Consider the following 13,070-nt stretch of genomic DNA (forward strand, 5'->3'; position numbering starts at 1 on the left):
GGCCTTCGGTGGTGGTATTCGGAAGGGTGCGGAATCGCGGGTGCCGGCGGCGGCCGGTGCGCGAGTGCGCCGGCGGCGGCGCCGTCGTGGGTGCGTGCCGGTTTCGGTGCCGAGGGGGCGGCGGGGTCGGTCAGGCGCCGATGAGCTTGGCGAACTTCTCCTCGTACGCCGTCTCTTCCTCGGAGCTGAGGGAGCGGAAGGCGTGGGACTTGGCGGTCATCGCCTTGTCCGGAACGATCAGGGGGTTCTCCGCGAGCTCGGGATCGATCTTCGCCAGCTCGTCCTTGACTCCCTCGACGGGGCAGACGTAGCTGATGTACGCGGCCAGTCGGGCGGCGACCGGGAGCTCGTAGTAGTAGTCGATGAGCCGCTCGGCGTTGGCCTTGTGCCGGGCCTTGGTGGGGACCAGCAGGTTGTCGCTGGAGGTGATGTACCCGGCCGCGGGGATCGCGTACTTGATGTCCGGGTTTCCGGCCTGCAGTTGGATGACGTCGCCCGCCCAGGCGAGGCAGGCGGCGAGGTCGCCCTTGTCGAGGTCGGCGGTGTAGTCGTTGCCGGTGAAGCGCCGGATCTGCTTCTTGTCCACGCCCTTCTGGAGTCGGCCGATGGCCTGGTCGTAGTCGGCCGTGGTGAAGTTCGCCGGGTCCTTGCCCTGGTCGAGGAGGGTCATGCCGACGCTGTCGCGCATCTCCGTCAGGAAGCCGACCCGACCCTTGAGGGTGGGGTCGTCGAGCAACTGGGTGACGGAGTCGACCGTCTTGCCGCCGGTGGCCTTGGAGTTGTAGGCGATGACGGTGGAGATGCCGGTCCACGGGTAGCTGTGGGAGCGGCCCGGGTCCCAGTCGGGGCTGCGGAACTGCGGGGAGAGGTTGGCGTAGGCGTGCGGGAGGCGGGCGGGGTCCAGCTTCTGCGCCCAGCCGAGTCTGATGATGCGCGCGGCGAGCCAGTCGGTGACGACGATCAGGTCGCGGCCGGTGTCCTGGCCGGCCGCGAGCTGTGGGCGGATCTTGCCGAAGAACTCGACGTTGTCGTTGATGTCCTCGGTGTACTTGACCTTGATGCCGGTCCGCTTGGCGAACTCCTCCAGGGTGGGACGGCTCTTCTCGTCGTCGCTGGTGTCCATGTACTCGGTCCAGTTGGAGAAGTTGATCTCCTTCTCCTGTTCCGAGCGGTCGTCGGACGCCGCCGCCGTGCCGTCCTGCCGTTGGGCGGGCGGGATTCCGCAACCGCTCAGGGCCGACAGGCCGCCGAGGGTGAGCGCCCCCACTCCGGAGGCGCGCAACAGCGAACGGCGGGTGAGGGCGCCGCGCCCGCTGGTGAGGCTGCGGCGTATCGCGTTGAGTTGCGGCGCCGAGAGACGCTCGGGCTCGAACTGCTCCATGGACTGTGCCCTTTCGGGTGGCAGGGCCGCCGGCGGCGGCGTCGTGGCTATCGGTCCCCGAAGATCGTGCGGTGCCAGTCCTTCGCGGCGACCGCGGTGTTGTCGTACATCACGTGCTTGACCTGCGTGTACTCCTCGAAGGAGTAGGAGCTCATGTCCTTTCCGAAGCCACTGGCCTTGTAGCCCCCGTGAGGCATCTCGCTGATGATCGGGATGTGGTCGTTGACCCAGACGCAACCCGCCTTGAGCTCGCGGGTGGCCCGGTTGGCCCGGTAGAGGTCCCGGCTCCAGGCGGAGGCCGCGAGTCCGTACGGGGTGTCGTTGGCCAGTGCGAGGCCCTCGTCGTCGGTGTCGAACGGCAGGACCACGAGGACCGGCCCGAAGATCTCGGACTGGACGACCTCGCTGTCCTGGGCCGCGCCGGAGATCAGGGTCGGCCGGTAGTACGCCCCGCCGGCCAGGTCTCCCCCGGGGCTCTCGCCGCCGGTGACGACCGTGGCGTAGGAGCGGGCGCGCTCGACGAACCCGGCGACGCGGTCGCGCTGGGCGTGCGAGACCAGCGGGCCGAGGTCCGTGGTGGGCGCGAAGGGGTCGCCGAGGCGGACGGTCTCCATCAGCTCGGCGACCCGCGCGACGAAGGCGTCGTGCAGGGGGCGCTGGACGTACGCGCGGGTGGCGGCGGTGCAGTCCTGGCCGGTGTTGATGAGGGAGGCGGCGACGGCTCCGTGCGCGGCGGCCTCCAGGTCGGCGTCGTCGAAGACGAGGAAGGGGGCCTTCCCGCCGAGCTCCAGGTGGAGCCGCTTGACGGTGGCGGTGGCGATCTCGGCGACCCGCTTGCCGACGGCGGTCGAGCCGGTGAACGAGGTCATGACGACGTCCGGGTGTCCGACGAGGTGCTCCCCCGCCTCCCGGCCGGCGCCGGTGACGATGTTGATCACGCCGTCGGGCAGGCCCGCGTCCTTGGCCGCCTGGGCGAACATCAGGGAGGTCAGCGGGGTCAGCTCGGCGGGCTTCAACACGATGGTGTTGCCCGCGGCGATGGCCGGGAGGATCTTCCAGGCGGCCATCTGGAGCGGATAGTTCCAGGGGGCGATGGAGCCGACCACCCCGATGGCCTCGCGGCGCACGTAGGAGGTGTGGTCGCCGGAGTACTCGGCGGCGGCCTGCCCCTGGAGGTGGCGGGCGGCGCCCGCGAAGAAGGCGGTGTTGTCGATGGTCCCCGGTACGTCGAACTCCGTGGACAGCTTGAGCGGCTTGCCGCACTGGATCGACTCGGCGTGGGCGAAGTCGTCGGCCTGCTCGGCCAGTACGGCGGCCAGCCGGTGCAGCGCGTCCGAGCGCTCCCCGGGGGTGGCTGCGGACCAGGCCGGGAAGGCCCTCTTGGCGGCGGCCACGGCCTCGTCCACGTCCGCGGTGCCCGCGAGTTCGTAGGTGAGGACCTCCTCGCCGGTGGCCGGGTCGATCACGGTGTGTGACTGACCGGAGGTGCCGGCCCTGAGCCTGCCGTCGATGTACTGCGCGCCGTCCGCGAAGCGGTCCTTGACCTGGAAGCGGTTGCCCATCACGCTCTCACGCTCTCCGTAGCTACAGTTCGGACTACAGCCCGAATTGAGTGCCGATCCTGACAGAGGCAGGGGCCCCGGCCAAGTGATTCCGTTGTTGCCTTTTGATTACGCGACGGAATCGGTCGACCATGTGTCGAGGCACGCCGAAAATCCCGTACGAAGTGTCCGTGGCGACTGCCAGACTCGCGTGCATGGAGACGATCGACGCATTGATCAAGCAGGTCAGCCAGGGTGAACGGCCCAAGTTCCTGCCGTTCTGGGGGCACCGACCGCGAACGGACGGGACGCTCGGCCCGAGCTGCCTCAGCCAGTGGTGGCCTTCCGCCTTCACTGTGGGTGAGGTCCGGTACGCCACCGCCGAACACTGGATGATGGCCGGCAAGGCCCGGATATTCGGGGACGCCGAGGCGGAGCGCGCCGCGCTGGAGGCCGACACCCCGGCCGAGGCGAAGAAGGCCGGACGCCTCGTCCGCGACTTCGACAACGCGGTCTGGGAGCGGGAGCGGTTCGCGCTGGTCGTGGAGGGCAGCGTGCACAAGTTCGGCTCCGATCCGGCGCTGCGCGGATACCTGCTCGGCACCGGGAACCGGGTGCTCGTGGAGGCGAGCCCGATGGACCGGATCTGGGGCATCGGACTGGCGGCCGACGACGAGCGGGCCCTGGACCCGGCCCGGTGGCGCGGGCTGAACCTGCTCGGCTTCGCCCTCATGGAGGCCCGGGACCGGCTGCGGACGGACACCGCGTGACGGGTCCGGGCATACCCGGTCGACGCCGGGTCGCCGCGGTGATCATCCGGGACGGCTGCGTGCTCATGGTGCGGGAGCGGGGCACGGGCCCCACCGGTCGACACGACGGGCCGGAGTACTGGACGCTGCCCGGCGGCGGCCTGGAGGCCGGGGAGGAACCCGAGGGGGCGGTGCGGCGCGAGGTGGCCGAGGAGGTCGGCCTGCACGCGCTGGACGTGCGGTTCGCGTACGAGGCGCCGTACCCCTCCGGCTGGACCGCCTGCTACCGCGTGGACGTCGCGCCCGGGGAACCCCGCCTCGGGGTCGACGAGGACCTGGTGTGCGACTGCCCCCGAATGGTGGGGCTGATCTGGGTCCCCCTGTCACGCGGGACCGGGGCCGACCTCGGCGGCGGCGACGACGTCGGCTCGGCCGGGGAGGACGGCGACGCGGTCGTCATGGTGCCGACGCTGCTGATGGCGGCGCGGGTCTGACCGGCGACGACCGGTTCCCCGACCGGGCTCCCACGCCCGGTACCCCCACCGGCGTCGGCGCGGGTCATATTCGCTCCTGAACCCCGGTGTCCTCGTACGGCCCGTCGCGGTCGACGTCCTCGAAGGTCGGGCCGAGGAAGAAGGCGGCGGTCACCAGGATGCCGATCACGATGCCGACGGAACCGAGGATCACACCGGCCAAGGCGAGCCCGCCGTTGCCCGCCTCGCCCCGGTTCGCCTTGCCCCGGCCGAGCGCGCCGAGGACGATCCCGGCGATGCCGAGCGCGATGGGGCCGACGATGGTCGGGCAGGCGAGGACCGAGAGCAGGCCGAGCACGAACCCCGTGATGGCGAGGCCGTTGCTCGGCGGGGTCGGCGCGGGGAACCAGGGTGTGTAGGGGGCGGGCCGCCCCGGCAACCGGCCCCCGGGGTAGCCGTATCCGGCGGGATCGGGCTGCGCCGGATACCCGTACGCGGGACCGGGAGCCTGCCCCCAGGACCCGGCGGGGCCGATCGGCGCGGTCTCGCCAAAGGGCTGCGCGGACGTGCCGAACGACTGGGGAGCCGTCTCGAGGGACTGCCCGGCCGTGTCGAAGGGCCGGGGCGTCGTGTCGAAGGGCCGGGCGGCCGTCGCGCCCGGCATGCCGGCGATCGTCGGCTGGTCGTGCACGCCCGGGCCCCCCGGTCCCCCCGGTCCGCCCGACGCGCCCCGCCCCTTGCGCGGGTCCACGGCCGGATTGCCCGGGTCCACGGCCGGTCGCTCGGGCGGTGCCCACGGGTCGGACTGTTCAGGGCTCTGGTCGGTCATACGGCACCCCCCTCTCGTACGGCCATGCTAGGTGCTGCCACCGACACTCCCCGGGCCTGCCTACGATGAAGCCGACCTGCCCGAACCCGTGTCCTCCCGGAGGCACCCATGCCCGACCTGCACCCCTTCATCGCGGGGCTTCCCAAGGCCGAACTCCACGTCCACCACGTCGGCTCGGCCTCCCCGCGCATCGTGGCCGAGCTCGCCTCCCGTCACCCCGACTCGAAGGTTCCGACGGACCCCGAGGCGCTCGCCGACTACTTCACCTTCACGGACTTCGCCCACTTCATCGAGGTCTACCTGTCCGTCGTGGACCTGGTCCGCACCCCCGACGACGTGCGCACGCTGACCTTCGAGGTCGCGCGCGACATGGCCCGGCAGAACATCCGCTACGCCGAGCTGACGATCACCCCGTACTCCTCCACCCGCCGCGGCATCGAGGAGAAGGCGTTCATGGAGGCCATCGAGGACGCCCGCAAGGACGCCGAGGCCGAACTCGGGGTCATCCTGCGCTGGTGCTTCGACATCCCCGGCGAGGCGGGCCTGGAGGCCGCGGCCGAGACCACCCGCCTCGCGGTCGACCTGCGCCCCGAGGGCCTGGTCTCCTTCGGCCTGGGCGGTCCGGAGATCGGTGTTCCGCGCCCCCAGTTCAAGCCGTACTTCGACCGGGCCCGGGCGGCCGGCCTGCACAGCGTGCCGCACGCCGGCGAGTCCACCGGGCCGGAGACGGTCTGGGACGCCATCCGCGAGCTGGGCGCCGAGCGCATCGGCCACGGCACGACCTCCGTCCGGGACCCCGAGCTGCTGGCCTACCTCGCCGAGCACCGGATCGCGCTGGAGGTCTGCCCGACCTCGAACATCGCCACCCGCGTGGTGACCGACATGGACGCGCACCCGGTCAAGGAGATGGTCGCCGCGGGCGTGCTCGTCACCATCAACAGCGACGACCCGCCGATGTTCGGCTCCGACCTCAACAACGAGTACGCGGTGGCCGCACGGCTCCTCGACCTCGACGAGCGCGGTTTGGCGCGGCTGGCCAAGAACGCCGTCGAGGCCTCCTTCCTCGACCCTGCCGGCAAGGCGCGGCTCATCGCGGAGATCGACACGTACACCGACACCTGGTTGGCCTCCTGACGCCCGAGCAGAATGGGGTGCATGCGCACCCTGACTGCCGTCGGCCACCGCGGCGACCCCTACCGCGTCCGCGAGAACACCCTCGACTCGATCCGCTCCGCCTTCGCCCGGGGGGCGGACGCGGTCGAGATCGACGTCCGGCTCACCCGTGACCGGGTCCCGGTCGTCCTGCACGACGAGACGCTCCAGCGGCTGTGGGGGCATGACGTGCGGCTCGACGCCGTCACGGCTCCGCAGCTCAAGGAGCTCGCGCGGGGCCGGATCCCCACGTTGCGCGAGGCCCTGATGGCGGCGGGCGCGGGCCGGGTGATGGTGGACCTTCCGGGCGCGGACTCCGAAGCGGTGCGGACGGTCGTGGACCAGGTCCGCGAGTGCGGGGCGCGGGACCGCACGTACTACTGCGCGGGCCCGGAGTCGATGCTCGCGGTGCGTGCCGCCGACCCCGGCGCGGAGATCGCGCTGACCTGGACCACCCTGTCGCCGCCCCGCCGGGTGCTCATCGACGCGGTGGCCCCGGCCTGGCTCAACTACCGCTTCGGGCTGGTCGACCGGGAGTTGACCGACGCCCTGCACCGGGACGGGCTGCTCGTGTCGGCCTGGACCGCCGACACGAAGCGGTCGATGCGTGCGCTGATCGCGGCGGGGGTCGACTCCATCACGACGAACCGGGTGGACGCGCTGACGGCCGTACGGGCCGAGCGGCGGCGGTGATACGAGCCTGGGGCGAACGCGTCCGCCGGGCCGACCAGCGGTGGCAGGACCTGGGGCTGACGCTGCTGGTGCAGTTGGCCGTCACGATGCCGTTCCTGGTTCCCCGCGATCCCGCGCTGCCGGCCGCCGACTGGCCCTCCTACGGGATGACCACGCTCGCCGTGCTGCCGCTGATCTGGCGCCGCCGGGCGCCCGTGACGGTGTTGCTCGCCGTCCTGCTCGCGGGCGGCCTCTACGAACTCGCGCAGGACGGCCCCGGCCAGCCTCTTCCGTACGCGGGGCTCATCGCCTACTACACGGTGGCCCAACTGTGCACGGCCAGGGTGCGCCTCCTCGTCGGGCTGCTCACGGTCGTGGCGATCGTCGTGTCGGTGGGCTGGAACACCGGGACCATGCGGGAGTTGCTGTTCACCCTCTTCGTCTCGGCCGCCGCGTACGCGCTGGGCCGGCTCCAGGTCACCCGGCAGGCGTACACGCGGGCCGTCGAGGAACGGGCCGCCGAACTGGAGCGGGCGAGCCTGATCGAGGCGGAGCAGGCCGCGGCCCGGGAACGGGCCCGGATCGCACGGGAGATGCATGACGTCCTCTCGCACGCGGTCAGCATCATGATCGTGCAGGCCGAGGCCGGTCCGGTGGCCGTGCGGAGGGCGCCCGAGCGGGCGGAGGCCGCCTTCGACGCCATAGCGGACACCGGCCGCGAGGCGATGGCCCAACTGCGCGCGATGCTGGGCGTGCTGCGGACGGACGAGGTCGCACCGCGCCGCCCGCAACCGGGCATCGGGCAACTGGACGGGCTGCTGGAGCGGGTGCGGGGCAGCGGGCCCGCCGTCTCGTACGAGCTGACCGGCGCGGTGCGCCCGCTGCCCGCCGCGCTGGAGACGACGGTGTACCGGGTGGTCCAGGAGGCTTTGACGAACGTGGTCCGGCACTCCGGGGCCTCGACCGCGGCGGTACGTCTGGAGTACGGGTCGGGGGACCTCGCGGTGGAGGTGACGGACGACGGGCGGGGCCCGGACGGCTCTCCGGGCGGGCACGGGCTGATCGGCATCCGGGAGCGCGCGGCCGCCCACGGCGGAACCGTCGAGTCCGGTGCGGGCGCGGACGGCCGGGGGTTCCGGGTACGGATGGTCCTTGTAACGTCGGCTCCGGAGGTGGGGAGTTGACGATCCGTGTGGTGGTGGCCGACGACCAGGAACTGGTGCGCAGCGGCTTCGCGATGATCCTGGACGTCCAGGACGACATCGAGGTCGTGGCCGAGGTCGGCGACGGCGCGGCGGCGGTGACGGCGGTGCGTGATCTGCGGCCGGACGTGGCGCTGCTGGACGTGCGGATGCCGGTGCTGGACGGCATCGAGGCGTGTCGGACGATCACGGCGGGGTCCGCGTGCCGGACGGTGATGCTGACGACCTTCGACTCCGACGAGTACGTGTACGAGGCCCTGCACGCGGGCGCGAGCGGGTTCCTGTTGAAGGACGTGCGGCGGGACGATCTGGTGCACGCCGTACGGGTGGTGGCGGCCGGCGAGTCCCTGCTGGCACCTTCGGTGGCGCGGCGTCTGATCGAGGGGTACACGGCGGTGACGGCGCGACCGGCGGCCGGATCCGCTCTGTCGGCCGAGCGGTTGGGGGTGCTGACGGCGCGGGAGCGGGAGACGCTGCTGCACCTGGGGCGGGGGTTGTCCAACGCGGAGATCGCGGGGGCGCTGACGGTGAGCGAGCACACGGTGAAGTCCCATGTGGGGAACGTGCTGGCCAAGTTGGGGCTGCGGGACCGCATCCAGGCGGTGATCTGTGCCTACGAGACGGGCCTGATCGCGGTGGGAAGGCAGTCCGGTGCCGTGGCCTCCGCCTCTGTCTCCGCATCCGCATCCGCATCCGCATCCGCATCCGCATCCGGGGTATCTCCCTCCGGAGAGTGAGTCGGCGGCATCGTCCTCCCCCGCGGTGGTGAGTTGTCACACCGCTGAAGACCCCTCTTGCCGGGGATCCGCAACCACCCCTGTGACCAGCAACATTGAGGTCATCGGGGCGGAAGTCGCCCGGAGAGACTCGACGGGGGATCCCACCATGAAGACCATGAACGCAACGACCCGCACCGTGATCGCGACCGCCCTGGTGCTGGGTGTGGCGGCCGGCCCGGCCGTCGCCCACGCAGAGCCGCCGTCCCCATCGGCGACCACGCCGGTGGGCGCGCCGGCGCCCCACACGACCCCCTCGTCCCGCACCGTCGCCACGCCGCCCGACGCGGTGGCGCTGCGCGCCGCCATCGCGGGCATCGGAGCGGACCACAAGGACGCGACGGCCGCCCTGGTCCGGGTCGGCGGCACGAGCGGCAGTTGGCGGGGCGGCGCGGGCGTGGCGGATGTGCGTACCGGGCGTGGGGCCCTGGAGCAGGGCCGCTTCCGGGCCGGTTCGGTGACCAAGACCTTCACGGCGGCGGTGGTGCTCCAGTTGGCCGCCGAGGGCAAGGTCGATCTGGACGCGCCGGCGCGACGGTACCTGCCGGGGATCTTTCCCCCCACCTTCAAGACCGACCCCACGGTGCGGGAGCTGCTGAACCACACGAGCGGCATCCAGCCGGCCGACGGCCCCGGAGACTCCTTCGATGCCCAGTGGGAGCACCGTTTCGACGTGGCGGATCCACGGCAGCAGATCGCCAATGCCCTGGCCAAGAAGCCGGAGTTCGAGCCGGGCGAGGCCCAGCACTACCTGAACATCAACTACACGGTGCTGGGCGTTCTCATCGAGGAGGTGACGGGCACCTCGTACGAGTCCTCGGTCACCCAGCGGATCCTGCGGCCCCTCGGACTGCGTCAGACGTCCTTCCCGGGGCGCACACAGACGCGGATCCAGGGGCCCCACAACCACGGCTACCAGGCGGTGCCGCGACCGGACGGCACGAGGGAACTGCGGGACGTCTCGGTGTGGAACAGCTCCGACCGCTGGGCGGCCGGCGACATCGTCTCGACCACCGCCGATCTGGAGCGCTTCACCGTCGCCCTGTTCAGCGGCCGGATCGTACCCGGGTCCCGGTTGGAGGAGATGTTCACGGTGCCCGCGGTCGACGACTTCGTGACCGGGAAGAAGGCCGCCCTGACCGCGGGGCTGTCGAGGATCGTCCTGCCGGACGGCACGGTGGCCTGGGGCAAGACCGGCGGCCGGCACGGTTACACCACGGGGATGGGCGCGACCCGCGACCTCTCCCGGACCCTCGTCTACTCGGTCAACTCCACGGACGCCAAGGGACCGGACACGAACCCGGTGGCCCTCGGCATAGTGATGGCCGCCTTCACGAAGTAGGAGGCCACACGACGGGGAGACGCCCGCGGGCGGAATCCGGCCCAGGAGGCGAGGAGGCGAGGAGGCGAGGAGGACGACGGTCGATCGCGGGCGTTCCCCTCGGAAGCCGACGATTCAGAGACCGACGATGGCGTTCCACCGCTTGGCGAAGGAGCGGCGTTCCACGGAGGAGATGTCCCGAGCCACGACGAGACGCCGGCGCATCTCGTCGTCGGGGAAGATCAGCGGGTTCTCGGCCAGTTCCGCGGTCTCCTTGTCGTCGGATCCCGCCAGCACCTCGCGGGCGGCCGGGACCGGGCAGACGTAGTTGACGGACGCCGCGAGCCGGGCGGCCACCGCCGGGTCGTAGTAGTGGTCCACGAGGGCCTCGGCGTTGGCCTTGTGTCGCGCCAGGTTGGGGACGAGCAGGCTCTCGGCCCAGAGTTCGGCCCCTTCCTCGGGCACCACGAACTCGATGTCGGGGTTGTCGGCCTGGAGTTGGATGACGTCGCCGGAGTAGGCCTGACAGGCCAGGACATCGCCCTTGCTCAGGTCGGAGGTGTAGTCGTTGCCGGTGAAGCGGCGGATGTGCCTCTTCCTCACCATGCGCTCGACCTGATCGCACACGCGGTGGAAGTCCGCCTCGGTCCAGCGGGTGACGTCCACGCCGTCACCCTGCATCAGCAGGGCGAAGGACTCGTCGAGCCCGGAGAAGAGCGTCACCTTGCCCGCGAGATCGGGCTGCCAGAGGTCCTTGACGGACTTGATCTCACGGCCCAGGGCCTTGCGGTTGTAGGCGATGCCGGTGATGCCCGACTGCCAGGGGACGGTGTGCAGTCGGCCCTCGTCGAAGGCGGGGGAACGGAGCTGGGGATCGAGGTACTTGGCCACGTTCGACTGGGCCGAGCGGTCCATCTTCTGGGCCCAGCCCAGGTGGACGAAGCGGGCGGCCATCCAGTCGCTGACCACCACGAGGTCGTGGCCGGTCTCCTGGTGGTTCATGAGGGCCGGGCTGATCTTGCCGAAGAACTCGTCGTTGTCGTTGATCTCCTCGGTGTACCGGACCTCGATGCCGGTCTTCTGCGAGAACTCGTCCAACGTCGGCCGGCGCGCCTCGTCCCCCTCGTCGGTGTCGATGTAGAGCGGCCAGTTGGAGAAGGCGAGACTCCGGTCCCGGGCGGACCGGTCCGGGCCCTCCCGCCGGTCCTCGGGGACGAAGGCGGCGGGGACACCGCAGCCGGTGAGCGCGGCCGGCAGGACCACGGCGCCGAGGCCGCGCAGCGCCGAGCGCCGGGAGAAGGCGAGTTCAGGCATGGCCACAGCCTCGGGCAACGCGAAGGGGCGGACAATAGACAACGTGTCTACTGCCCGCCCCCTCAGCGCTGTGCGCTGATCAGTGCGGTCGCCGCGGTGAGTGGTCAGCCGTCGAGCGAGGTCATGACGTGCTTGATGCGGGTGTAGTCCTCGAAGCCGTAGGCGGAGAGGTCCTTGCCGTAGCCGGACTTCTTGAAACCGCCGTGGGGCATCTCGGCGACGAGCGGGATGTGGGTGTTGATCCACACGCAGCCGAAGTCGAGGTTCTTGGACATGCGCATCGCGCGGCCGTGGTTCTTGGTCCACACCGAGGAGGCGAGGGCGAACTCGACGCCGTTCGCGTACTCCAGGGCCTGGGCCTCGTCCGTGAAGGACTGCACGGTGATGACGGGGCCGAAGACCTCGTTCTGGATGATCTCGTCGTCCTGCTTCAGGCCGGAGACCACGGTCGGGGCGTAGAAATAACCCTTCTCGCCGACCCGGTGGCCGCCCGCCTCGACCTTGGCGTGGGCGGGGAGGCGCTCGATGAAGCCGGCGACCTGCTTGAGCTGGTTCGGGTTGTTGAGCGGCCCGTACAGCACGTCCTCGTCGTCCGGCTGCCCGGTCTTGGTGTCCGAGGCGGCCTTGGCGAGCGCGGCCACGAACTCGTCGTGGATGGACTCGTGCACCAGCACGCGGGTGGCGGCGGTGCAGTCCTGGCCGGCGTTGAAGTAGCCGGCAACCGCGATGTCCTCGACGGCCTTGGCCAGGTCGGCGTCCTCGAAGACCACGACGGGAGCCTTGCCGCCGAGCTCCAGGTGGACGCGCTTGACGTCCTTCGAGGCGCTCTCGGCGACCTGCATGCCGGCGCGTACCGAGCCGGTGATGGAGGCCATGGCCGGGGTGGAGTGCTCCACCATGGCCTTGCCGGTCTCGCGGTCGCCGCAGACGACGTTGAAGACGCCCTTGGGCAGGACCGAGTCGATGATCTCGGCCATCAGCACGGTGGAGGCCGGGGTGGTGTCCGAGGGCTTGAGCACCACGGTGTTGCCCGCGGCGATGGCCGGGGCGAACTTCCACACGGCCATCATCATCGGGTAGTTCCACGGCGCGACCTGGGCGCAGACGCCGACCGGCTCACGGCGGACGATCGAGGTCATCCCGTCCATGTACTCGCCGGCCGAGCGGCCTTCCAGCAGTCGGGCCGCCCCCGCGAAGAAGCGGATCTGGTCCACCATCGGCGGCAGTTCCTCGCTGGCCGTGAGGCCCAGCGGCTTGCCGGTGTTCTCCGACTCGGCGGCGACGAGCTCGTCCGCGCGCGCCTCGAAGGCGTCCGCGATCTTGAGCAGGGCCTTCTGCCGCTCCGCGGGGGTGGTGTCGCGCCAGCCCGGGAAGGCCGCGGCGGCGGCGGCCATGGCCGCGTCCACATCGGCCTGGCCGGACAGGGGTGCGGTGGCGTACGCCTCGCCGGTGGCGGGGTTGACCACCTCGGTGGTCCGCCCGTCGGCGGCGTCCTTGAACTCCCCGCCGATGTAGTTGCGCAGACGACGCAGTTCGGTGGTCACTACAGCCACTCTCCTGATCACATGTCCAACGATTGAGACGATTCCCCAAGCCTAGCCTCTCGGCCGACGCTTTCGACAGGGCCGGACACCCCCAACTACGAAATCCGTGCAATCCG

Annotated in this window: 12 protein-coding genes; 7 read left to right on the forward strand and 5 right to left on the reverse strand. The window is 71.1% G+C overall.

Annotation, left to right across the window (positions count from 1 at the left end; genetic code table 11):
- Positions 1-130: 130 nt before the first annotated feature.
- The gene (locus ACFYW3_RS20415; RefSeq protein ID WP_351754185.1) at positions 131-1,381 is read right to left on the reverse strand and encodes a spermidine/putrescine ABC transporter substrate-binding protein; all 1,251 of its coding nucleotides are present in this window, start codon (positions 1,379-1,381) and stop codon (positions 131-133) included.
- Positions 1,382-1,428: 47 nt separating this feature from the next.
- Positions 1,429-2,943, reverse strand: coding sequence for a gamma-aminobutyraldehyde dehydrogenase (locus tag ACFYW3_RS20420; RefSeq protein WP_351754274.1), 1,515 nt, complete (start codon positions 2,941-2,943; stop codon positions 1,429-1,431).
- A gap of 194 nt (positions 2,944-3,137) precedes the next feature.
- Between ACFYW3_RS20420 and ACFYW3_RS20425 the strand changes: the two genes are divergently transcribed.
- Both ACFYW3_RS20425 and ACFYW3_RS20430 read left to right on the forward strand, forming a co-directional pair.
- A complete protein-coding gene (locus ACFYW3_RS20425) occupies positions 3,138-3,692 on the forward strand; it encodes an NADAR family protein (protein WP_351754187.1) in 555 nt (184 codons plus the stop codon).
- Positions 3,689-4,165, forward strand: a complete 477-nt coding sequence (locus tag ACFYW3_RS20430; protein ID WP_389386936.1) for an NUDIX hydrolase — start codon at positions 3,689-3,691, stop codon at positions 4,163-4,165. The genes ACFYW3_RS20425 and ACFYW3_RS20430 overlap by 4 nt, the downstream gene beginning before the upstream one ends.
- Before the next feature lie 64 nt (positions 4,166-4,229).
- On the opposite strand, the gene ACFYW3_RS20435 is transcribed toward ACFYW3_RS20430, so the two are convergent.
- A complete protein-coding gene (locus ACFYW3_RS20435; RefSeq protein ID WP_389386937.1) occupies positions 4,230-4,973 on the reverse strand; it encodes a hypothetical protein in 744 nt (247 codons plus the stop codon).
- A 108-nt stretch (positions 4,974-5,081) separates the two neighbouring features.
- On the opposite strand from ACFYW3_RS20435, the gene ACFYW3_RS20440 reads away from it, so the two are divergent.
- From ACFYW3_RS20440 to ACFYW3_RS20460, 5 genes are all read left to right on the forward strand, one after another.
- Positions 5,082-6,107, forward strand: coding sequence for an adenosine deaminase (locus tag ACFYW3_RS20440; protein ID WP_351754195.1), 1,026 nt, complete (start codon positions 5,082-5,084; stop codon positions 6,105-6,107).
- 21 nt (positions 6,108-6,128) lie between these two features.
- Positions 6,129-6,818 carry a glycerophosphodiester phosphodiesterase gene (locus ACFYW3_RS20445; protein ID WP_351754198.1) on the forward strand — a complete coding sequence of 230 codons (690 nt, stop codon included), beginning with the start codon at positions 6,129-6,131 and terminating at the stop codon, positions 6,816-6,818.
- The gene (locus ACFYW3_RS20450; protein WP_389386938.1) at positions 6,815-7,981 is read left to right on the forward strand and encodes a sensor histidine kinase; all 1,167 of its coding nucleotides are present in this window, start codon (positions 6,815-6,817) and stop codon (positions 7,979-7,981) included. Before ACFYW3_RS20445 ends, ACFYW3_RS20450 begins: the two co-directional genes overlap by 4 nt.
- The gene (locus tag ACFYW3_RS20455) at positions 7,978-8,736 is read left to right on the forward strand and encodes a response regulator (RefSeq protein WP_389386939.1); all 759 of its coding nucleotides are present in this window, start codon (positions 7,978-7,980) and stop codon (positions 8,734-8,736) included. The genes ACFYW3_RS20450 and ACFYW3_RS20455 overlap by 4 nt, the downstream gene beginning before the upstream one ends.
- A 157-nt stretch (positions 8,737-8,893) precedes the next feature.
- Positions 8,894-10,117 (forward strand): serine hydrolase domain-containing protein, encoded by a 1,224-nt coding sequence (locus ACFYW3_RS20460; RefSeq protein ID WP_389386940.1) that lies wholly within the window; start codon positions 8,894-8,896, stop codon positions 10,115-10,117.
- 114 nt (positions 10,118-10,231) lie between these two features.
- Here ACFYW3_RS20460 and ACFYW3_RS20465 read toward each other — a convergent pair whose 3' ends face one another.
- Positions 10,232-11,410, reverse strand: a complete 1,179-nt coding sequence (locus ACFYW3_RS20465; RefSeq protein ID WP_389386941.1) for a PotD/PotF family extracellular solute-binding protein — start codon at positions 11,408-11,410, stop codon at positions 10,232-10,234.
- Between the two features lie 104 nt (positions 11,411-11,514).
- Entirely contained in the window at positions 11,515-12,954 is a 1,440-nt protein-coding gene (locus ACFYW3_RS20470; protein WP_053675188.1) for a gamma-aminobutyraldehyde dehydrogenase, read from the reverse strand.
- Between the last annotated feature and the right edge of the window lie 116 nt (positions 12,955-13,070).

Origin of the sequence: Streptomyces sp. NPDC002602 (genome assembly GCF_042889445.1) — a bacterium.
Lineage (GTDB): Bacteria > Actinomycetota > Actinomycetes > Streptomycetales > Streptomycetaceae > Streptomyces.

What these genes read in the sequence shown, in the direction of transcription:
- ACFYW3_RS20425 (WP_351754187.1), top strand. Translation starts at nt 3,138, where the DNA reads ATGGAGACGATCGACGCATTGATCAAGCAGGTCAGCCAGGGTGAACGG.
- ACFYW3_RS20435 (WP_389386937.1), bottom strand. Translation starts at nt 4,973, where the DNA reads ATGACCGACCAGAGCCCTGAACAGTCCGACCCGTGGGCACCGCCCGAG.
- ACFYW3_RS20440 (WP_351754195.1), top strand. Translation starts at nt 5,082, where the DNA reads ATGCCCGACCTGCACCCCTTCATCGCGGGGCTTCCCAAGGCCGAACTC.
- ACFYW3_RS20445 (WP_351754198.1), top strand. Translation starts at nt 6,129, where the DNA reads ATGCGCACCCTGACTGCCGTCGGCCACCGCGGCGACCCCTACCGCGTC.
- ACFYW3_RS20420 (WP_351754274.1), bottom strand. Translation starts at nt 2,943, where the DNA reads ATGGGCAACCGCTTCCAGGTCAAGGACCGCTTCGCGGACGGCGCGCAG.
- ACFYW3_RS20465 (WP_389386941.1), bottom strand. Translation starts at nt 11,410, where the DNA reads ATGCCTGAACTCGCCTTCTCCCGGCGCTCGGCGCTGCGCGGCCTCGGC.
- ACFYW3_RS20415 (WP_351754185.1), bottom strand. Translation starts at nt 1,381, where the DNA reads ATGGAGCAGTTCGAGCCCGAGCGTCTCTCGGCGCCGCAACTCAACGCG.
- ACFYW3_RS20460 (WP_389386940.1), top strand. Translation starts at nt 8,894, where the DNA reads ATGAACGCAACGACCCGCACCGTGATCGCGACCGCCCTGGTGCTGGGT.